The following is a 22,230-nucleotide window of genomic DNA, read 5'->3' on the forward strand; positions in this document are numbered from 1 at the left end:
ATTTTTTTTAGCGGATTCTGTAAGATCGGCTGGACGTTCAGTTCGGCTATGCACCTTCATGCCCTTATGCTATATTCGGTCTAACTTCAAAATCAGAAAGGGGCAACTCCATTATGAATCAAAATATTAAACAAGCGATAGTCAGGGGAGAAACGTCGCTTGGCATCGAATTTGGATCCACACGAATCAAGGCTGTACTGATTGACCGCAATTTTGAAACAATCGGTTCCAGCAGCTGTGAGTGGGAAAATCAATTGATCGACGGTTATTGGACCTACCATCTCAATGAAATGATTAATGGGTTGCAAGAAACTTATCACCAATTAAAGCAAGAGGTTGAGAATAATTATGGCGTAACATTGCAAAAAATTGGATCAATCGGATGTTCTGCCATGATGCAGGGCTATATTGCACTTGATCAAACAGGAGAGCTATTGGTTCCGTTCCGTACATGGCGCAATGCCACAACGGGTACAGCTGCATCTGAGCTAACCGAGAAATTCCAGTTTAAAATTCCTCAACGCTGGAGCATCGCACATTTGTATCAAGCGATTTTGAACGATGAAGAGCATGTCACTAACATTGACTATATTACGACTTTGTCCGGTTACATTCATTGGCTGTTGACTGGCAGCAAGGCTCTTGGTATGGGGGATGCCTCTGGTATGTTCCCCATCGACGAATCTGCACAGCAATATAATGAAGATATGGTGAAGCAGTTTGCCGATTTAATTGCCAATAAAGAATACCCGTGGAATCTTAAAGATATTTTACCTAAAGTTTATTCTGCAGGTGAACATGCTGGATATCTAAGTGAAACTGGTGCCCGACTATTAGATCCATCGGGCAGCCTAAAAGCAGGTATTCCGCTATGTCCTCCAGAAGGCGATGCCGGAACAGGCATGGTCGCTACGAATAGTATCAAAAAACGTACCGGCAACATTTCCGTAGGTACGTCGATTTTTGCCATGGTTGTACTAGAGAAAGATTTATCCACGGTGTACCCTGAGATTGACATCGTAACTACACCTGATGGCAGCCCTGTCGGCATGGTTCTTGCTAACAACTGCTCCAGCGATATTAATGCATGGCTCGGCTTGTTCCGTGAATTTTATGAAGCAATGGGGCTGAAACCCGATATGAACCAGTTATTCAGCGTCCTGTTCAACAAAGCGCTGGAAGCAGACGCTGATGGCGGCGGCTTGCTGAGCTACGGCTACTATTCAGGCGAGAACATTACCGGGCTTGCAAAAGGTCGTCCGCTGTTCGTTCGTTCTCCAGAAAGCCGCTTCAATCTGGCTAACTTTATGAGAATACATCTGTTTACTGCGTTTGCTGCACTAAGGCTCGGGATGGATATTTTGACACAGAAGGAGCATGTAACGATTGACCGTATTTTGGCGCATGGCGGATTGTTCAAAACGCCGCTAGTCGGTCAAAAAATGTGTGCCGCAGCACTGAATGTTCCTGTTTCGGTCATGTCTACGGCTGGTGAGGGTGGCGCATGGGGGATGGCAATTTTGGCATCCTACATGGCTAATAAGGAGCAGCACGAGTCCTTGGCTGATTACCTTACCACTAAAGTGTTCAATGATGCAGAAGGACAAGAGGTCTATCCTGACAGCGCTGATGTGAATGGCTTTGCCTTGTTCATGGAGCGTTACACCGAAGGGCTGGCAATCGAGCAGGCAGCGGTAGATCATTTTGTGGAAAATTGGAAGAAAACAAAAGCATGAAAATTAAAAATAATCGATGTCCACCCTATTGCAATAACAAGTAAGCAGCTAGTACATTACTCATATAAGGCATTTGAAAAGATAAACCGAAGGGCCATCCTTTTGTGGGATAGCCCTTTCTTTGATCTCGCATCTTTTTTGCAAATAGAAAAAGTGGATGGATTTCTCCAATTGCGCTTTCGCTTACTTTAATATTCTCTTTTAATTACAAAAAACGAACCCCGAATTGTTCCAGCTAGTTTTGACTTCTGCCTAGCAAACTTAAACTTCCCTTCTAGCTCCTTTGGTACCTCCATCCCCTCAGAAAGCTTAAAACCAACGGCCCGCTTCTTAGGGTCATCAACCGTATACATGACGTTGACCTCAAGACCATCCTCATAAAAAACGTAAGCAAATTTAATATTCTCAACTTGAAAACGTGACGTTTCTAAAGGTTTGGCCGCAAACTCAATATCACGCTCTTTCAGAACTCGGTTCACATAATCAAGGGTCTCCTGACTTTCACTAGCTGACACAACCGTAAATTCATGCTTGTATTTGTTCATAAAGTAACGGGCTTCATTTGCACGCAAACCAGCAAGCGCTTCTACTACAGGTGAAGACTCTAAACCAACCGTAGACACATTATTAAAATCAACGATATAGGACATTTCCATCTCTCCTTTTATCTCATTATTTCCAAAAAAACTTGCCACTACTCAATAGTCTCAAATCTACTAACGGGATCATTTCTGCCTAAAAGTTTATTTTTGTGAATCAAGAATAAACATAGATGCATCATGTCCCATGAATATTTTACTTCCGTTAAAAAAGGTTTTGGACTGAATATCTCTATATCCTATTTTAGTCATAATGTCAGTCAGCTCTTCTTGACTAAATCCGTTATGAACTATATCTGAAACTACTTTTTCATTTTTATTAAAATCTACGATTAATAAATGTCCTCCTTCATTTAGAACATCAAATAATCTTGATAAAACGAATTCAACATCATGAATATGGAGTAGAACCTGAGCCATAAAAATATAGTCAGCATGCAAATCCGATAGACCTTCCTTTTCAAAATCAAAGCATAATGTATCTGCATTCTGAATATTAAAATCGGAAATTTTTTGCTTTATTTGATTAATCATGTTTTGTGAAGTATCCAGAAAAAGCATAGAATTAAAATCGTTTAACAAGTTCATTCCGACAAGACCCGTTCCGCACCCGAAATCAACAGCATTCTTACTATTAGCGTCAACTACATATTCACGAATGGCATCAGATGATGCCTTTGCAATTTGAATTCTTTCAGAAGTGTCATATATATTAGCTATCATTTCAAACTTATCCGTATTTCCCATGATTACCTCTCCAATCTAAATTAATAAAATCCTGAATATAACAATATAGAATGATATGGTGGTTCATGTACACCTTTCTCACGATTCGTCTTTGTCGAAATAATCATCTGGCAAATGTAGTTCTCGCAAACAACCGATAAATTTTTCTCTGAATTTTGGATCTCTTTTATATTTCGGCCATACCGCCTTATAGTAAGGCAGCAACTTCTCATGTGGAATAATGCCGCAGTATAAAATCAAGTTATTCATAACCTGCGGGCCGCCCCCCATCAACATCTGTTCAATGATCTGCCAGTCTCCCAGCTTGTTTTCGCAACTACGCGCGGCATAGATGGCCGTGGTTTGCATTTTCGGGTCGGCGTGACACAAGAAAGGCGCAAAGTTCTGGAGAGTAATCGCACCGTTATCTTCCAAGATATACCCTGCATAACGCAACGTTTCCGGGTCGTGAATCCTGTCAAGCCTTTGCAAGATCACTGGAATAAATTCCGTTAAATCCGCAGTTTTACTGGAAGCATGTAGAATCTGTAAAGCTTGCAGAAAATCCTCATGCCCATCCGATTGCAACAGCTCCAGAAGATATTTTCTACCCGCGTCAAAAGAAGTTTTGCAGATTAGCCAAATGGCTGTGGGCCGATTTTTTGGGCTTTGCTCCGCAATATTCTTCAAAAAACCAAGGGTTGGCTGAGAGACTTTCTTAAACTTGTACATTCCATCAAGCGCTTTTGCTTGGATTTCTTCGTTTGGAGCGCTCTGATAAATCTGGATCAGCGCATTCTCATCACCCGGCATTCGACTGCCAAACCACCCGATATCATAATCCAGAATAATTTCATCCAGCCAGCGCTCGTACCAGTCCAGAAAGCTGTTTTCATAGACAAAGAAAAAAGGATGATCGGGATGAAAATCGGAGGTGTACACAATTCTCCCCCTATATTTCCCTTCAAGTACGAGATACATTTCGTATTCGCAGCCTTGGGTGCCTATGTACAACATGCCGCCCAGCACCTTATTACAGACGTCGTCGTATTCCTCATCTGGGATGTCCTCATCCTTGGCCAGGGGCTCAATTAGATGGTTCCATTCCTCTTTGGTCATCCCGGGATGCAGAACGGATTTTGCAAGGAGTGCCTGGCGTTCAGTATAGGAAGCTGCCTTTTCAATCGGATAAATTCCATAATAGGGTCCGGCGCCTCCGTTGCCGACTTTCGTTAAAAACTGCGCGTAAGGCTCAGGAAGAGTGACCTGATTGTGGGCTTGCCAGTCCGCCAGCTCTTTTGCAGTAAGCTTCTCATTAACCTTGTATTGATGTGAGGATGCTCCAAACACCGAGAAAGCCGTGTCTTTGCGCATGGCTTGACTCAGTTTGTTTTTTATTCGATCCAGTTGCGTTTCTTTCTTCCCAAACCACATATTTGAACCCTCCTGTTGACTATAGCCAGGTTTCCTCTATTTGCTTATCCAGCAATTTTATTATTTCTCTATGGGTCTTACCTATTTAGAATTATATGTATCTTTAAGTAGGTTTTCATTGTATCTTCTCCTAAGGTCACCACTGAACCACCTTAGAGTACCACAGAAAAAGTCCAAATGAATGGAATCTAACTAAACTCATCAAACGCAGATCATTTTAACCAAAATATAGTGAGGAGGAAAATAATGAAAAGCCAATTAAGAAATATTACAGTCGTCGGTTATGCATTCGTTTATTGGTACTCAGGCGGGTCTCGCTTCATCTTAAACCTATCTTCCAAAGAGAATAAAAACATCAAAATCACGCTCGTCTTTCAGGCAAATCCTCCTGCACCAAGGGAGACGCTTGAATGCACCTGCGAAAATCCTTGCCCAGCAAGGAGCCTGTCCGATCTCCGCCAAAAAAACTTGCCACTCCTTATGATACGGTTCAGCTTAACGTCTCTATCAGCGAAATTGCTAAAGGAGCTGCATCTATCAGCTCTTTTAGCAATTTCGATCTGATGTGCGTATTGTCATTTTCTGAACTGTTTATCCACTGGAATACTCTGAGCAAAACGGAACACATTATGAGGATCGTACTTTCGTTTCACCTGCTTCAATCTGCCAAAGTTCACGCCATAATACGCCTTGGGCCAGTTCTTAATCTGCAGATCGGGAAAATTCACATAATCCCCTTTAACAAAGGGACGTAACGCTCTGCGAAACCTTTCCACCCACTGAATATTCCGCTCCTGCTCCCCATTGTTTCTCCAGCGGGCTGACAGTTCGTAGATTGTCTCAGCCTTCCGATGAGGATAGGCCGTTGCAGTAGGCGATACTCGACTCACCGCGCTTCCTGCACCACCTAAGCTTTGACTCCACACGCTAGAATGTCTGTTGGGTGCTTTGGATAAAAAGTCACGTATAATTCGTACTCCTACAGGCGGCAAAGCTTGGAACCCGTAGGCCCCGGTTATTTTAAACTTCGGTTCCAAATTCAGGTCCGATTCGGCAAAAAATTTGGTTGCTTCAATAAAAGGTACTGTCTTCACCATCACCTTCACCGGAGTGCCTGCTCGCAAGAGCGGTCTAATCAATCGACGCAGCTCCTCTGCACCGCCAAGCAATTGCCCGGTAGATACAATGGTTCCCACCTGCTTGGCAGCCACCTCAATTGTTGAGGTTAAGCGGTTCGTGACAGACGGTGCCCAGCGCTGCCAAGCCGGTAACACTTTCTCAAGATCACTCCATTTCCATGTAATACTGTAAATAGATACCGATGAAATCGGTCTAACCCGAAATGTATATTCTGTAGCAACACCAAAGTTCCCTCCCCCTCCGCCTCGTGATGCCCACAACAGATCGGAATGTTTCTTTCTGTTTGCCACAATCGTCTTTGCCCCATACCGTCCCGAAGCTACGACCATCTTCACTTGTTTCAAGTTATCGCACGTAAGTCCATATTTGCGGGAAAGAAGTCCAATGCCTCCTCCCAGGGTAAGCCCAGCTACGCCTACGTCGGGCGCAGTCCCCGCCGGAATGGCCACACGCTTATCCCACAGCTTTTTGTACACACGGGCAAGTGGATTTCCCGTTTGTACAATGGCCACTCTATTTTTTCGATCAACCTTAACCTTATTCATCTCGCTCACATCAATAATAATACCGCCATTTACAGCCGAGAAGCCTTCATAGCTATGCCGCCCGCTGCGCACTCGCAGCCGTATGTCCCGCTCACGAGCCCATTTGACTGCGTTGATCACATCCTGAGTTCGTTGGCAAAAAACAATGACCCTTGGAAATTTGGAAAAGCGCCTATTAAACTCCATTCTGGCCGTATTGTATGACGGATTGCCCGGAATTACGATCCTTCCGGTTAATCGTGTACTTTTCTTTTGCAACTTTTGTGCCATCTACTTTACACCATCCCTGCTCATGACATAAGCCTTTCTCATCAACCTATTTCTATGTAGGGACACCTGTCCTAGTAACGGCAAACGCCCAGTTTATATCGTAAAAGTAAAACTAAGACGTGGTCGTTTATCTGATCAAGAAGAACAAAAAACCTCTAAAACTTAAAGTCTCAGAGGCAATGAATCCCTTCATCTTACTACTTGTGGTACGGTTCACCGCGATGGCTGTAACGGCAAGATTTAGGGCCATCCTTTTGTGGGATAGCCCTTTCTCCAATTGCGCTTTCGCTTACTTTAATATTCTCCTTTAATTACAAAAAACGAACCCCGAATTGTTCCAACTAGTTTTGACTTCTGCCTAGCAAACTTAAACTTCCCTTCTAACTCCTTTGGTACCTCCATCCCCTCAGAAAGCTTGGACATTTCCATCTCTCCTTTTATCCCATTATTCCCAAAAAAATTGCTGCTATTTATGTTACGGTTCTGCGATCACAACTTACTGGTACACATAAATCGTCACCGATCCGAAGGAATATTCTCTCCAACTTCCTTCTGTCTGTGGAAACATGGACAGACTTTATTTCAGATCGAATCAATACTTTCTTTTCTAATCGTGTGTACCATCACTTGTGATACGGTATGTTGAAACTACTGGCTGATGGGAAGCGAGGTAACTTCTCCACCGTTATCACGTAGAAACTTACCTGTTGACATTTTATGGAGGATACCGTATATATTCGAAGCCAATATGAAAGACAAAAAAGGAGGATCTGCATGCACAGAGTGATCAAAATCAATTTACGCTCTTTTACGGTGAGGAAATAGACATCTATGCCGGGCAATATGAAGATTTGTCCATTTCTTTACTATCGATAAATATGTATGGCACACAGGAAATAATTCTCCTCCAAAAATTTCTTCCAAAGCTGGAAAACATCTTGTCCATCCTATGTAGCCTTATACTACCTCATCTAACCAAAGAAGGGATGGCCATGTATTGTCGGATAACGCAGGTTGATAAAACTCTTCCCCCAAGCTATGCTACAAGCCAGATCAATCGGGTGGAGGCTTGGAAGGCTCAACATGAGGCCGCCAAGGCATCTACGATCAGCAATATTCACCAAAAAAAGGTAAAAGCCAGAGGCAGAATCATAAGTGTTCGCCTCTGGCTTATTTTGTTGTCTATTTGGGGTTATCGTGATTAGTTGGATTAGTCAGAACTTATCAATCTTGTACCAGAATATGGGTAGGGGAAACCATCCTACGGGCGCAGTTACTGCCATATAACGACTGTGTTGTGTAAGCAGAAGTGCCTGAGCCTGCTGCTTATTAAGGACAACTGCATCGGGCTTAGCAGACCGCTCGACAGTCACGCCACTCGCATCCACTCGCGCAGTAATCGGCTGACCGTCCATGACTGCGGAGAATTCCCCCTGGACAATCCCTGTGGTCTTAAACTTAAGCGTCAGATAAGCCTTCAATACATTGGCAAAATCCAGAATATGATACATATCAGATGTCTCGATAACATAGTCTTCAGCAATGCTGCCAAGAGTCGTATTCAGCGGAATGTCATACTCCGGCGTATACACAGAAATCCGCTCTGCTCTGCTATATACCATATAAGCCTTGATAGTCCGCGAAATATCGTCCGTATTTTCCATCGCGAATTCAGATATTTCATCGCCTGCCTCGTTTACGATCAGATACCCAATCAACTTACCTTTATCCAGGACACCCAGCGCATTTTGATGGAGGGTGTTAAAAATAAGTGGCAATTGCTGTACGTTACGTTCAATATAAGCAAGCCGCGAGGTGTTAATGCTATGCGCAAAGGATTCTGCTCCTTCAACCTCGAATAACGGGCAGAAGGATATTCCTGTGTCGTTCACATGTCTTAAGGCATGGCGCACGTTGGCCTCCCCCACGAAATACTTGAACTTTACACCGCCAAGAGTGAAGCCAAAATACTCATATCTCTGTCGCTGACCATATAATACAACCATATCATACGTATTGCGCAGTTCTCCAAGCCACATGTTCATGAGCGCCTTCATATGTCCTTCGCCACGCGCACGTGGATGGACCGATACGGTACCCAAATAGCAGGTTCGCAGAGTATAGTCACATACCGTCAGAGGCTCTGGAAAAACGGCCACCTGTGCGCGCAGCCTGCCTTTCTCATCCACAGCAACCTTATGCATGGCTGAAGAATCTACGCTCTTTCCATACGCTTTGGGCATCAGGGTTTCAAAATCTAAGCGAAAAGCATAGTTGGCTAAATCTATGCATTCATCGCGCTCGTTCGGAGTTGCCATTCTGTATTTAACCATTTTCCCTACCCTTTCCGTCTAAATATTAAACTACCTTCCTAAACTATAATTCTAGAAGCATATTCAATATCCTGCCCAACAGCGTAGTAGAGATCGACAAGGAACTGGCGACCATCGAGAGCCTGCGCAAGCGGTTCTTCAAGCTGTTCGAATCAAGCGGCGTAGATGACAATCTGTTCGTCGCGTGGCTATGCGAGTTGAAGGTTCAGCAAGAACGACTCACTCGGCGCAAGTCAGAGGCTGAGCGTCAATAAAATATCATTCTAATTGCACACCTGTGCGCGAAATCTCTTTAGGTGTTATTTTTCAAAAAGGTTTCTCTGGTCAAGCTCAAAAAGGCTTCGATTGCAGGCGAGATCCACTTCTCTTCATGCCAAAACATTTGGGTTGCAAACGATGTGGCGGTCAAATCCCACGGCAACGGAACGAGTTCTCCCCGATTCACTTCTCCGATCACGGCCATTTCAGGCAATATGGCAATGCCCATTCCTATTTTCGCACATTGTTTAATAGCCTCAGCACTGTAAAACTCCAATTCGGTAATTCCCCCCATGCCCTTCTGTGAAAGACTTCGATCAAAAAAAGTGCGATAGGAGCATCCCTTCTCCGTCAACAATAAGGTCTCGCCATGAAAATCTTCAATGGTCAATGCAGTATGTGCAGCCAAAGGATGATCTGGTGATACCAATAAATAAAAGGGCTCATCCAGCATTTTTTCACCGCAAAATCCTGTCTCGCCCTTGTCCTCATCCAGCATAAAAATAATGTCAGCGTCCCCTTCACGCAAGCTCTGTTTGAGATTCGAATTAGCCAGCGGTCGAAACATTAACCGAATCCCTGGATAGCTCAAACGAAACTGGCGCAATACAGTCGGCAGCCGGTACGTACACAACGTTTCATCGGCACTTATGACTACCGTACCCGTCAATTCGCCGGATTGCTTGACGGCATGCTGTGCTTCTTCAACCACACTCAATATGTTATCTGCATAGCGCAGGAACGTTCTCCCTGCATCGGTCAAAGTCACATTTTTACCCAATCTGTCCACCAACTTGACACCTAATTCTTCCTCTAAGGCCTTCATTTGCATCGTAACCGTGGAAGGGACATAGTTCTGCACTTCTGCAGCTCGGGTAAAGTTGAGTGTGGAAGCAAGCGTATAAAAAGTTTTTAATTGGCGCAATTCCATCGAGTTCCCGCTCCTTAATTCAAAAAAAATGAACGTTCTCTTTATGAACGTTTCTTTGACTTAACAATAGCAGCATCGTAGAGTGATGACAAGGAAGGCAGTCCATACTTTAGCTATGAAAAGGAGTTTTTTGTATGAGGGATTATGAAATTTATGAACTAGGAGATGTTCTGCTGCAATCCGGTGATACTCTGCCAAATGCCATTCTCGCCTACAAAACATACGGCATGCTAAATGCAGCCAAAAATAATGTGATTGTATATCCCACCTGGTTTGCCGGCTTGCATACTGATAACGAATGGTTAATCGGACCTGGCAAGGCTCTGGATCCAGAAAAATATTTTATTATCGTCCCTAATATGTTGGGCAATGGGCTCTCCTCCTCGCCAAGCAATACGCCACCGCCCTATCATCAAGCAAATTTTCCGCTGATTTCGATTTATGATAATGTGCGACTGCAGCATCAACTGGTGAATCAAAAGTTTGGTATTGCAGAAATCGCCCTCGTTGTAGGTTGGTCACTAGGCGCTGTACAGACCTTTCAGTGGGGGGCAAGTTATCCTGATATGGTAAAACGAATCGCTCCATTCGGCGGAACTGCCATGACCCGGCCACATGCAAAGGTTGTATTTGAAGGAATGATCGCTGCCCTTCAGGCTGATTCTGCTTGGAAAAATGGCTTTTACACGCAGAAGCCCAAAACGGGATTGGCAGCCATGGGTCGAGTCTACGCAGCTTGGGGATTCTCTCAGGCTTATTATCTAGAGCAGCTCTATCAGCAAGAGGGCTACCACACACTGGAGGAATATCTCGTCGATTACTGGGATCACGTATTTTTGACCTTTGACGCGAATGACCTGATCACCATGTTACGTACCGGAATTGCAGGTGACATTAGCGATAATCCGACGTATAACGGCGATTTTGAACTTGCATTAAGCAGGATAACAGCACGGGCCCTGGTTATGCCGGGAAGTACAGACCTTTTCTTCCCTCCCCAGGATAACAAAGTTGAAGCATCACATATACCCAATGCATTCTTCCTCCCGATTGAATCCAAGTGGGGGCATTGCGCAGGCATTGGACAGCATGAACCAGATTCCGTATTTATAGATAAAAGTCTAAAAAGTTTCTTGCTTGAATGAAACGGAGGAGGATCGGATTAAATTGAAAAATAAATTGATTATATATGTCCTAGCACTTGCTGTTTTTCTAATTGGAACCATTGAATACATTATTACAGGAGTCATTGAAATGATCGCCACGGACTTGAGAGTAGCTACTTCCGAAGCTGGTTTACTAGTGACTGTATTTGCTCTCGCAGCGGCCATTGTTGCTCCGATTCTGATTGCATTAACAATAAATATGGATCGCAAGAAGCTACTGATGGCTGCAATCAGAGAAGAAGAAGCTGTTACACCCAGGATGCAGCTGCGTCCATAGTTCTCTTACCGAAGCAGGTCCTTCATCGAAATCGAGATCAGGGTTGAAATGCGGAAGATCGCCCAATCCTTTCCTTGAAAAAAATTTGTTCCTAATTATGATAAGGTTCACCGCGCTGGCTTAAGGAGCAAGTTTTAAGGCCAGCCCTTAAAGAGCTGGCCTTAAAAACTTTTTCTTCTATTATCATTTTTATCACTTTTCATAGAACTTATGATGCTTGTCTCTTCGAGATTTTTTATAGCATTTCTTAAAGAACCATGATTAGCATAACCAAATTTATCCTGATCGTTTAATTGAAATGAACCACCTAATTCTTGTACTCTTCTAATGATTTTCCAATCTTTATCGGTTAGCTTTTTATTTAACGCCCCCTATTTACATAATATGTTATATATGGTACCATAAAAATGAATACGCTTACATTAATGACTGCGCATTGCTTTGATTCTTGAGCGTGGGTGCTGCAGGTCGGGAGAGGAGGAGGCCACTCAGTTTTGAAAGGGGTTACAATCGGATGGTAGCAAGGAGAATAGCTTCTGAGAGAGTAACAGAACAGAGTGGGTCAGGTTCACTCCAAGCCGGCAAGGCCAAGAGAATTCACAAATCAAGGAGGATAAGTGAAATGAAGAACGCCTTAACTCGCATTTTAAGTGTGGTTTTATTCACTACGTTGCTGGTGCCATCGATGTCCTATGCTGCGTCCCAGACACAAGATCAGAGCAATTCTGAAGTGCAGAGCAATTCTGAAGTGCAGAGCAATTCTGAAGTGCAGAGCAATTCTGAAGTGCAGAGCAATTCTGAAGTGCAGAGCAATTCTGAAGTGCAGAGCAACTCTGAAGTGCAGAGCAATTCTGAAGTGCAGAGCAACTCTGAAGAGAAGAGCAGCTCTGCTGTCGCGGCTGCCAGCGGCGCCGTAATCCCAGCTCCGCAGGGATATGATGCTTACCGCCAAAATATTCCACACGGGAACGTGCAGCAGATTTCCTATTATTCCACAACAGTAGGCAAGTCGAGGAACGCGATGGTGTATACGCCTCCGGGCTATACACCATCGAAAACCTATAACGTCCTCTACTTGCTGCACGGTATTGGCGGCGATCAGTATGAATGGCTCAATAATATGAATCCGAAGAATATTCTCGACAACCTGTACTCCGAGAACAAACTGGAGCCGATGATTGTGGTATTCCCGAACGGCCGCGCAATGTGGGATGATCGTCCGACAGGTGATATTTATGCTCCGGACAAGGTAGCCGCTTTCGAAAAGTTTGAGTTCGATCTGATCAATGACCTCATTCCTTATATCGACTCCCATTATCCGGTGTATAAGGATCGGCAGCATCGCGCACTGGCCGGCTTGTCGATGGGAGGCGGACAAACGCTGAACTTCGGATTAACCCATTTGGACAAATTCTCTTGGATTGGCGCGTTCTCATCTGCTCCTAATACGAAGTCGGCGACGCAGCTCATCTCCAATCCGTCTCAGGTTGCCAGCCAACTGAAACTGCTGTGGCTGTCATGCGGCGCTTCTGACAATCTGCTGTCGGTCAGCCAAAATTTCCATAATAGCTTGAACAGCATGAATATCCCGCACATGTGGTATCTGGATGTGGGCGGACATGAAGGGAAAGTTTGGAGTAGCGGGCTGTATCAATTTTCGCAACGCATCTTTAAGTAAATAAAACTATAGCGATTGCACGCTTCTTACGTGGCACAAGCCCATGGGACTGTCCAATACGTCTCTAAAATGAAAGCTGGACGAAAAACGCAATGTTTTCCGTCCAGCTTTTTTATGACAAGGTACCTACTTCACTAGACCCCCTGTACAAGATTAAAGGATGTAATGATAGCGTATTCCTGAATTCCCATGACCAAATACTTCTCTTTTAACTTGCCAACACCTATAAGTTGAATAAACAAATTCCATACCCCTATCTATGTTGAATGATAATGTAAAATCGCATTTACGATCCCTAACATGAAAAGATACCTTTAACATCACGCCTGTTGATTAACCAGAATAAGTAATTTGATTCATAGAAGCAGAGACACGCTTAAGAGGAACATGCTGAATCTGGATCAGCTATTCCACCGGTAGATTTTGCAGAAGAAAAAGACGAGAAAATCGAGCAAAGGAAAGAATGGCATGTTGGGGCCACGTCCCTTGAGCGGCATCAAATAACCATTTAAGCAGGACATAAACGATGAGCGCACAAAAGAGTTGCCCATAGACCGCATTTTCGGTTGTCCCAAACAGCGTTGGAATATTCAAATGTTGCTTGATCCAACGGAAAAAGACCTCAATCTGCCATCGAGCTTTATACATCTATGCAATTTGCTCCGCTGTGACCTGCATTAAATCGGTAACGACTCGGATGACTCGACCTTCAAAATCTCGAAACATCACCACACGATGACGTCGCTTGGAACGACACTGCAGTGTCCCCAACTGGCAGGTGATATCCCGAAAGATAGTTGAATCCGATGGCTTGAGACGGGAAATGGCATGAGGCTTTTCCAAATGGACATTGTCACGAAGCCGAATGACAAAGGATTGTCCTTGGATTTTGAAGTCATCCAGACGCTCCAGTTTCCCATAAGCACGGTCCATCACCACAATGTAGTCCGGTTGAGCCAACGCTTCACTCATGGGGCCATCATGCTTGGAACCCAGCGTTTCGACCACCTGAAGGGGTTGCCCATTTTGGGCTCGTAAAGCAACATGAAGTTTAATACCTGCACGCTCCCCGTGATAAGGAGCCCAGGGTAGTCGTGTTTTTCCCACCGTCATGGTGGTCGAATCGATGAGGAGTAATTCTTTGGGAAACGCAAGTTTTCGGCGTGTTTCTCGGCTACACTTGTGAATGACCCGATGAAGAAGCTCCTTAAATATAGCAAAGGGGACTTCGGCCGCTTTGGTGGAAAAACACGAATAATGAGCCGCAGGTAAGCTACTGTGAGCGGCATGATCCACCCCGGAACGATAACTGTCCCATTGTTCTAAGGCAGCTACACACCAGTATTGAAGTAAGTGGGTTACCGTGAATTTACGGGCTTTATCTTCATAGTCTGTTTCCTTGGCAACGCTTTGCACTTCTTCTGGTGTCAGAATAGATTGAAGGATGAATGGGATCGTGATAGACTTTTTCATGGAGTCGTCACCTTTCGGTTAAGTTTGTAGGGGTACAAACATTTTACCGAGTTGACGGCTCTTTTTCTACCATTTAGTGGTTAATCAACAGGTGTGATACTGTAGTAGTCTTCACTAATTTCCTAGATTCTACAGGTGGCTAATATGACTAATAAGGGATGATCCACTTCCTTGTCTGTATGAAGAGGATATGCTGGAGGTGCATTTGCTTAAGGAACGAAACGGTGGCGTCAGATGGAGAGATTGGTCACAAAAAAATAGAAGAGAGGCACTAATGCCCTGCCTCTCTTCTATAACGCATATGAAGCAGCTTGACACCGTGTTTCAATATCGTCATTTACGCTTTCGGGCAATCACCGCTAACCGGCCGTCCTCGGTTGAGTATTCACACGTAGACAGTACAATAAGCTTGTCGCCATATCGGGCTGTCACGCCCGTATCGTAAAGAGCGAGTTTTTTGATGTTCTGAATATATGAGTCAAACTCGGCGGGCGTACTTACCTTCTCAATCTGGTAGTATTTAAAAACGTCGTCCGATTTGCGATAAACTTTTGACAGAATAACGGCAACAATTTCATACTCTTCCTTTTCGTAAAGCGCGCTGAACTGGAACGTAGCATGCTCTTTATAAAAGCTTTCGTTCTTGTACTTCATTAAATCTTTAAACATCCAGCCGCTTTTCATGTGGTGTCCGTGAATCAGCAAAATGCCCGAACCGTTGGTCCGGCTATGCGCGTCCAAAAAGGGGAGGCCCCCTTTGTTTTCCTTTTTATCGAAATCATGATTGAGATAGTACTCCGCATCCTGTGGATTCTGCATGACTGGGTACTCAATTCGGGTGCCGTCAATCTTCAGCCAGCCGACGATGTCCGAGTTCCTCTCGTAAAGCTCTCGAAATTCGGGAAGCATAACCGGCTCATTCGCCTTATTGAACAAAAGGGAGGGGAATGCATCCCCTCCGCCTTTGTTCGACCCTTCCTCCCAAACTTTTGTCAGCTCTTCGATTTTCTGCTGCTCGGCATAATCCCCCAGAAAGGTTCTCGCAATATTAACGAGGGAAAATACCAACAGAAGGGAGGAAACGGCGATAAGAAACTTTTTAGTTTTGCTCATTTTCTTACCGCCTTCCCGGTCACTGGATGTGCTTGTTCTTCTTGTTACCGAGTAGACAGAACCCAATCGTCATCAAGGACATCAGCGCCAAAACCATATAGAAGATTGGTGATACGCTGTTGTCTCCGGTTTTCGGAGCATCGTCCAGCTCGTTGCCGACGTTGTCAGTTCCGTTGCCGACGTTGTCGGTTTCGTTGTTACCGTTGTCGGTTTCGTTGTTACCGTTGTCGGTTCCGTTGTTACCGTTGTCGGTTCCGTTGTTACCGTTGTCGGTTCCGCTGTTACCGTTGTCGGTTCCGTTGTTACCGTTGTCGGTTCCGCTGTTACCGTTGTCGGTTCCGTTGTTACCGTTGTCGGTTCCGTTGTTACCGTTGTCGGTTCCGTTGTTACCGTTGTCGGTTCCGTTGTTACCGTTGTCGGTTCCGTTGTTACCGTTGTCGGTTCCACTGTTACCGTTGCCGGTTCCACTGTTACCGTTGCCGGTTCCGTTGTTGCCGTTGTCGGTTCCACTGTTACCGTTGCCGGTTCCGCTGTTACCATTGCCGGTTTCGTTGTTGCCGTTGTCGGTTCCGTTGTTGCCATTGCCGGTTCCGCTGTTACCGTTGCCGGAGTTGCCGCCGGAGCCGCCACCGGAACTGATCGGCTTCATTGGCACGTCGTATTTTATAATGTCAAAATCGACAGAAATCGTATCACTCCGGTGCGTCTCGTATCCGTCCTTCGTTACGATCAGATAGTAATCCGCTTCAGGAAACACCATGTACGCATAGGAGCCATTTGCATCGCTATCCTGCTCCGGGCTCTCGTTGTTGTGCGGTGGAAAATTTGGAACCGGAGGAAGCGTTACTTTCGTACCCGGAATGCGGCCGTTATCTCTATTCCGCTTCGTATCCGCATAATACAGTGTAACTTTGGCTCCGTCAATTTTCTTGCCAGTGATGGCATCTCCTGTCGTTTCATCATAAACCGTACCATAAGGGTCGACCAATTCCTCGGAAATATTCAGCTCTCCGTTAGCTTTCACGTCCAGTTGCGTCACTTTGAGGAGCAGTTCCTCGCCGGTCTCAGCTTTATAGCGAACTTCCATGGTGTACTTCTGCTCGCTTAGCCCTTCCACAGAGAAAGTTCCGTTCGAAGCCATCGGAAACGCCTTAGGACGACCGTTCTCCTTAATATAATTGCCGTCCTTGTCCTTCAAATAGATATGCATATGGTTGGTAAACGAATCGTTGAATAGCTCTTTTGCTCCATTCAGCTGCTTGAACAGAACGATCCCTACCGCCGTAATGTCCGCCGGAACGGTCTCGTCCGTCACGCTACCGTCCACATTTGCTTTTTGCGTGAACTCGACAGGCACATCCTTCCCACCTACCTGATACCACTTCGTATATGTGATCGTATAGTCGGTATCCGCTGCGGCTGGGACCGAATATTCACCCTTCTCATTTGTCTTCGTCTGAAGCTCCTTGCCTGTGTTCAGATCGGTCACCGTGATGGGGGCATTCGGAATGACTTCTCCTGTGTTGTTATCACGCAGCACGCCTTCCAGATACGGGCGGGTATTGACAAAGTGTGCTTCGGCCGCTTTTTTCTGTGGAATGGTGCCTGTGCGAACGAGACTTTCAGGATCTGTCACATAGCCGTCTTTCGTATAATCATCCTGGGTCACCTTATACTGGAGATATGTCGGAAGTCCTTGCACAATGAGCGTCTGGCCATCTGTAAGCTCGAAGGTCTCTCCGCTCTTGATCGTGCCCTTACTGCCATCCGACTTCACATAAGAGTAGGATTCGTTCGCTCTCTCGCCTGTGAAGGTGACTGTGTACTTGAACGGCTTCTTTTTGTCGTCGTCTTTGCCTTTAATCGTGTTGCTGATTAGCAAGTCGCCCTCCAAGACTCGCACGTTCGTAAACGGGGCATCTTCATCTTTGCCCTCCATGACACCGGTATAATACCGTTCCTCAGGAATGGTCACGTATTCGTCGGCTGTGTATTCCTTCTGGGTAATTGTGTATTTCAGACCCTTAGGCAGACCCGAAATATCCAGTGTCTCTCCATGCTTGAGCTTGAAGGTATCGCGGGACTTGATCGTACCTGTGCCCCCGCCCGACTTCAAGTAAGAGTAGCTTCCATCCTTGCCTGCATCCTCAAAGACGACGGTGTACTCGAACATCTTCGTCTTGTCGCCGCCGTTGCCCATGACCGTATTGCTGACGGTCAGTTTGTTGACGGTCCGTTCATTGATGAAATCCGCCTTGTGGTCGCCTTTGTTCACGATTGTGCCGGACAGCTCTCTCGTCTCCGGCGTGGTGATATAACCGTCAACGGTCGTATAATCGGCCTCTGTTACGGTATAGACCAGATCCGCAGGCAATATCGGGAGCGTCACAGATTCCCCGTGCTTGAGGGTAATCTTATCTCCGCTCTTGATCGTGCCAAACGTATTATCCGGCTTCTTATAGGTGTACTTTCCGTCCTTGCCTTCGCCGGTAAAGGTCACGGTGTATTCAAATTCCTTGGAAGAATCGCTGCCGTTTCCTCCAACCTTATTGCTGATAGTCAGCTTTCCTTGCGCCGGCGTAGGTACGACCAGCGGATTATCAGAGGTTACTTTTACGCCATCTACCCAGATGGGCTTCCCGGGCGTATTCCCTACGTACACCTGATAAATTCTTGTAGTCGGCAACCATGTCGTTGTGTCAATATAAGTTTCCTTCAGCTCATAATACCCTGGATCTGGGAATAGCAGATTAAGTTTCCCTCCGCTATCGGTTGTTCCTTTGGCGATTTGAGTTCCATCGTCCTTCTTATAGAGCGTAAACTCTACGCCTTTTAGCGGATTGCCATTAGGATCCACCTTTTTCATGGGCAGCAGGGCATTGGAGCTTGAACTGCCGGCTACGTCCGAACTGTCCAGCGTGCTTTCGCTTCTGGCACTGACAGATTTCAGATTGTCATCACCCTCCAGCTTTACCTCGTTGCCCATTTTGTCTCCGGCTTTCGCTTTAGATGAATCAACCTCTGTTTGGTACACAAACTGGTAAAACTTATTAGGGTCGTTCATTTTGAATTTTAAAACTGTGGTGCCTCCCGCGCCTGGTGCAGCTTCTACCTGAACTTCAGCATTCGGGTCGCTTAGATCCAGTGCTGCGCCCTCTCGTTCCAGAGCACCGCTGGCAGTCAGTTTAGCACGATAGACTGCCATACTAGGCGCTGTCAGCACAAGCTTTCCGTTTTCTTCATAGCGCAGGTTCATGCCTGCACCTAGGGTATCCTGCAGATAAACGCCCTGCTTCATGTTAAATGGCGGGGTATAGTTCACTGTCCATTCCAGCACCCCTGGAACTGGCTTAGTTACCGACTTGCCCAAGGTCTGAATAGGTACGATAATCTTACGTTGTTCAGTGAGAACCTTTTCCTCTCCGCCCCATGTCATATGAAGGTCGGCTTTGTTATACAGCACCTGCTTGTCTGTGCCGTTGGTCGTGTATTCCTCTAAATATTTGCCTAATGCCACATTGGATGGTCTTGCCTTTACCAAAATGACATAAGGACTTTCCAATTTAGAGAAGGTGAAAGTTCCTACGTTTTCATTATGGGAGAAGCTTACCACATGAGCATTAGTGCCTGGTTCAATAATTGTTCTGGCGTCGTTTCGGACACCATACTCGGTGCCTCCACCATTGTCCGAGTAGCCTTTCCAAAGCTCAACATCTTTGCTCTCAGAAAACGGCACGAATTCCCAGCCTTCAGGCAGTGTATCCACTAGCTTGATGTTGCTGATTACTCGGCTACCACCGTCCTTAGCCATTTCTTCTGTGTTGTATCCTGGCATATTCACCCCTAAGCGGAATGTAACAGTCTTGGTTGTCCTGTCATAGCCAGAAATCGTCCACGCTTCATTGCTGTCGTTTCTAATGTAGTTATTTACGTTATTTGGATTAACATTTTCAAGTGTACCATCTGCTTTCAATGGCTTCGACGCAAAGAGCATATCCTTGTTCAGCATACGCAGATGAAGATTAACAGCGTTTTCCGCAGCAGTTTTTACGGTTTCGCCGTCAAAGAGCAAGGCCCGATTCCAGCTTATTTTCCCTGCGTTAATATCCTGTCTGAAGAGGATATCCGGCTTGGTCTCAAGTGAACGGAAGCTGAAGGATGCAGCTTTGTCGGTGTATCCGGTTACCTTGATCAAATCGGCTACGACTTCACCGTTCACTGTCAAAGGGATAACCTTCAAGGTTAAGCCGTTTGCGCTCTTGAGAGTACCTTCGCGATATTGCTTCCAAAGCTGAGCAGTATTAACATTCGCCTTGATTTTCGCAATCGTTTCCGCGCTCACCTCGCCGGTTGCATCCACTGCGTTGTCCAAGACGTTCAAATCTCCGCCATGCACCAGCACATCGTATACCGCCGCATTTGGCAGGGCATACTGTGGCGTTAGATTAACGCTCCACGTGATGCCGCCCAGGTTATAATCCTCCATCGAAACAGATCCATTTTTTGTAAAATTATGCGCACCAATAGTAACGATTGCCTCGTCAGTTACTGCGGCAGGTCTTATACCAGTTATCACATCATTGTTCTGAATACCGCCTGGTGTGTCCAAATTCCAGTTAGCGCGTGGATCGATTCTGAAATTTGAACCGTTTTTCACCTTAGTCTTAATCACTAATTCCACTTTACCGTTAATGTCCCCAAAGGAATAAACACTGTTCGCATCCGGTGCAATTGATTGTACCTCAGATGCAGTGCCATCCACCCATGTCTGCCATGTGGCTGAAGTAAAATCCAGCCCTTCAGGTAGTACATTTGTGATGGTAAAGTTCTTTAAACCTTTTTTGTTATACTGGTTAACAGTGACTTTCCATGTGATTGTTTCATTAGGATTGTCATACGAGGCGCTGGCTTGAATCCAGTCGGGTGCGAAAGAAATTTCCTGACCTGCCTGCACCAACATATTATTGTCCTGTCTCAGTTCCACTTTGCCATTCATATCCCGATAGCTGCGACCAAGATTGCCTGGCGGATTCCGGTGCTCGTAATAATAGGCTTCCTTTGGAATCCATGTTTTATATTCAACCTTTGGATCTACACCTGTTCCCTGTGGGAAAGTGTAAGTCAGCGATCCGTCTGCCCCAATGTCTGGAGTTACATTTTGGTCATTTACTTTGAATGAATCCTCCATATAGATACCGCGGACATTTCCAAAGCTGGTATTATAAGTTGAAGGATTCGTATAAAATGTCTTCCCGTCTAGCGGTAATTTGATTGTTTTATCAAACTGATCGAATGCAGATACGCTTGACTGCCAAGTAATCGCTCCCTCAACAAATTGTGCCGGTTGAATTCCGCGATAACTATACTGATCCCACCTGATCATTCCAGGCGAGCTTAAAGTAATGCTATACGCTGCTGTAACATTTGGGTTCTCTAGCTGATAAGCACCGCCAAAGATGTTGATAGGCTTTATATCGCCATACTCCATTCCCGTTACATCTGCATCGGCAGTAGTTTCAAAGCTGAAGACAATACCTCGTCCAACACCATTGAAAAAGTTATCATCACCGTTAAATACAATCCTGATGCTATTTGGAGTGAAATAGGCGGTACCAAGCTGTTTCATACCTGATTCAGTCTGTGCATTCAGGGTTTTATTAGTTGTCGGCAACACCACTTCCTTGAAGTAGTCTTCTCTTTTCAGCTCGATCCAGTCACCCTTCTGAATGTATAGGTCGAGATTCGCATTTGTCGGATTAGAGTCATCACCATTCACTGGCACCTTCAGACCTTCCGATTTGAGAGTAAATGGCTGTCTACCCTGAATAATACCGTTTGGATCAATAACAGCATTCCCCTGCGTCACTTCCAGCGGAAAGGTTGAATTAGCATCCATGAACACCGCCGTTTTGTCCGTCGGGACTGCCGCCATCGCTACGAGATTGGCCGGCATAGCCAACACCGCCTCTGGTACTAGCAACGGTTCGGTCGGCGCAGCGTACACTGCCTCAGATACCGACGACGGTTCGTCCGCCGTCCCGAAACCGTCTGACGTTCTCTCCGCAAACGCGACAGCAGAGAACGTCACCGTCTGCAAGACAAGCAAAACTGCTAGGCAGAGAGATAGCACAGCTTTGCTCAAACTGCGTTTTCTTTTCAAACAAATTACCCCTTTATTGCCAGATTTTTTTCTATATCGAGCTCATTTCCTCGATTTAACCGCTCAAGCGAATAAACATATGCTATTGGCTTGATCCCAGCAGCCTTTATATCATCGAAACTCTTGCGGAGTTCCAGATGAACGTGTAAGTGCCGTGGGGTGCTGGCTGTTGATCATACTTAGTAGCTATCTTCCCCTCTCCTTCGATGGTCTTTGCCACTTACATACTGCAAATGGCAGAATACGCACAGTCTACACGACGTATTTCAACATTATATTACGAAGGACCTATACAAAAACTAAACAACCGATCGACTCTTAGGAACTGATTGGCTTGCTGGTAGATGTAGTAGTTCCTTCTTCCTAGTATCTTGTCTGACAATGTTGAAGA

At 45.4% G+C, this 22,230-nt stretch carries 13 protein-coding genes and 4 pseudogenes; 6 read left to right on the top strand and 11 right to left on the bottom strand.

Annotated elements, in window-relative coordinates:
* Positions 1–113 precede the first annotated feature (113 nt).
* Positions 114–1,736 (top strand): FGGY-family carbohydrate kinase, encoded by a 1,623-nt coding sequence (locus NST83_RS25055; protein WP_342416078.1) that lies wholly within the window; start codon positions 114–116, stop codon positions 1,734–1,736.
* Between the two features lie 188 nt (positions 1,737–1,924).
* Here NST83_RS25055 and NST83_RS25060 read toward each other — a convergent pair whose 3' ends face one another.
* The 3 genes from NST83_RS25060 to NST83_RS25070 form a co-directional block, all read right to left on the bottom strand.
* Positions 1,925–2,386 (bottom strand): phage tail protein, encoded by a 462-nt coding sequence (locus NST83_RS25060; protein ID WP_137060913.1) that lies wholly within the window; start codon positions 2,384–2,386, stop codon positions 1,925–1,927.
* 93 nt (positions 2,387–2,479) lie between these two features.
* Positions 2,480–3,082, bottom strand: coding sequence for a class I SAM-dependent methyltransferase (locus NST83_RS25065; RefSeq protein WP_342416079.1), 603 nt, complete (start codon positions 3,080–3,082; stop codon positions 2,480–2,482).
* A 78-nt stretch (positions 3,083–3,160) separates the two neighbouring features.
* The gene (locus NST83_RS25070; RefSeq protein WP_342416080.1) at positions 3,161–4,495 is read right to left on the bottom strand and encodes an SMI1/KNR4 family protein; all 1,335 of its coding nucleotides are present in this window, start codon (positions 4,493–4,495) and stop codon (positions 3,161–3,163) included.
* 246 nt (positions 4,496–4,741) lie between these two features.
* On the opposite strand from NST83_RS25070, the gene NST83_RS25075 reads away from it, so the two are divergent.
* Positions 4,742–5,059, top strand: a complete 318-nt coding sequence (locus NST83_RS25075; RefSeq protein ID WP_342416081.1) for a hypothetical protein — start codon at positions 4,742–4,744, stop codon at positions 5,057–5,059.
* Between the two features lie 11 nt (positions 5,060–5,070).
* On the opposite strand, the gene NST83_RS25080 is transcribed toward NST83_RS25075, so the two are convergent.
* On the bottom strand, positions 5,071–6,450 hold the full coding sequence (locus NST83_RS25080) for an FAD-binding oxidoreductase (protein ID WP_342416082.1): 1,380 nt from the start codon (positions 6,448–6,450) through the stop codon (positions 5,071–5,073).
* Positions 6,451–6,744: 294 nt separating this feature from the next.
* A pseudogene (locus tag NST83_RS25085) lies at positions 6,745–6,867 on the bottom strand (phage tail protein); the annotation flags it as partial.
* A 575-nt stretch (positions 6,868–7,442) separates the two neighbouring features.
* Between NST83_RS25085 and NST83_RS25090 the strand changes: the two are divergent.
* Positions 7,443–7,655 carry a hypothetical protein gene (locus tag NST83_RS25090; RefSeq protein WP_342416083.1) on the top strand — a complete coding sequence of 71 codons (213 nt, stop codon included), beginning with the start codon at positions 7,443–7,445 and terminating at the stop codon, positions 7,653–7,655.
* Between the two features lie 9 nt (positions 7,656–7,664).
* Here NST83_RS25090 and NST83_RS25095 read toward each other — a convergent pair whose 3' ends face one another.
* Both NST83_RS25095 and NST83_RS25100 read right to left on the bottom strand, forming a co-directional pair.
* On the bottom strand, positions 7,665–8,783 hold the full coding sequence (locus tag NST83_RS25095) for a GNAT family N-acetyltransferase (protein WP_342416084.1): 1,119 nt from the start codon (positions 8,781–8,783) through the stop codon (positions 7,665–7,667).
* 292 nt (positions 8,784–9,075) lie between these two features.
* Positions 9,076–9,972 (bottom strand): LysR family transcriptional regulator, encoded by an 897-nt coding sequence (locus NST83_RS25100; protein ID WP_342416085.1) that lies wholly within the window; start codon positions 9,970–9,972, stop codon positions 9,076–9,078.
* Positions 9,973–10,106: 134 nt separating this feature from the next.
* Between NST83_RS25100 and NST83_RS25105 the strand changes: the two genes are divergently transcribed.
* The gene (locus NST83_RS25105; protein ID WP_342416086.1) at positions 10,107–11,117 is read left to right on the top strand and encodes an alpha/beta fold hydrolase; all 1,011 of its coding nucleotides are present in this window, start codon (positions 10,107–10,109) and stop codon (positions 11,115–11,117) included.
* A 22-nt stretch (positions 11,118–11,139) separates the two neighbouring features.
* Positions 11,140–11,364, top strand: a pseudogene (locus tag NST83_RS25110) (MFS transporter); the annotation flags it as partial.
* 36 nt (positions 11,365–11,400) lie between these two features.
* Here the strand turns inward: NST83_RS25110 and NST83_RS25115 are convergent.
* Positions 11,401–11,484: pseudogene (locus NST83_RS25115) on the bottom strand (flavoprotein); the annotation flags it as partial.
* Between the two features lie 847 nt (positions 11,485–12,331).
* On the opposite strand from NST83_RS25115, the gene NST83_RS25120 reads away from it, so the two are divergent.
* A complete protein-coding gene (locus tag NST83_RS25120) occupies positions 12,332–13,093 on the top strand; it encodes an alpha/beta hydrolase-fold protein (protein ID WP_342418044.1) in 762 nt (253 codons plus the stop codon).
* Between the two features lie 405 nt (positions 13,094–13,498).
* Here NST83_RS25120 and NST83_RS25125 read toward each other — a convergent pair.
* The 3 genes and pseudogenes from NST83_RS25125 to NST83_RS25135 form a co-directional block, all read right to left on the bottom strand.
* Positions 13,499–14,566: pseudogene (locus NST83_RS25125) on the bottom strand (IS4 family transposase).
* Between the two features lie 333 nt (positions 14,567–14,899).
* Complete coding sequence (locus tag NST83_RS25130; RefSeq protein WP_342416087.1) at positions 14,900–15,679, bottom strand: class B sortase; 780 nt, start codon at positions 15,677–15,679, stop codon at positions 14,900–14,902.
* Between the two features lie 19 nt (positions 15,680–15,698).
* Positions 15,699–21,839 carry a carboxypeptidase regulatory-like domain-containing protein gene (locus tag NST83_RS25135; protein WP_342416088.1) on the bottom strand — a complete coding sequence of 2,047 codons (6,141 nt, stop codon included), beginning with the start codon at positions 21,837–21,839 and terminating at the stop codon, positions 15,699–15,701.
* Between the last annotated feature and the right edge of the window lie 391 nt (positions 21,840–22,230).

Origin of the sequence: Paenibacillus sp. FSL R10-2782 (genome assembly GCF_038592985.1) — a bacterium.
GTDB lineage: Bacteria > Bacillota > Bacilli > Paenibacillales > Paenibacillaceae > Paenibacillus > Paenibacillus terrae_C.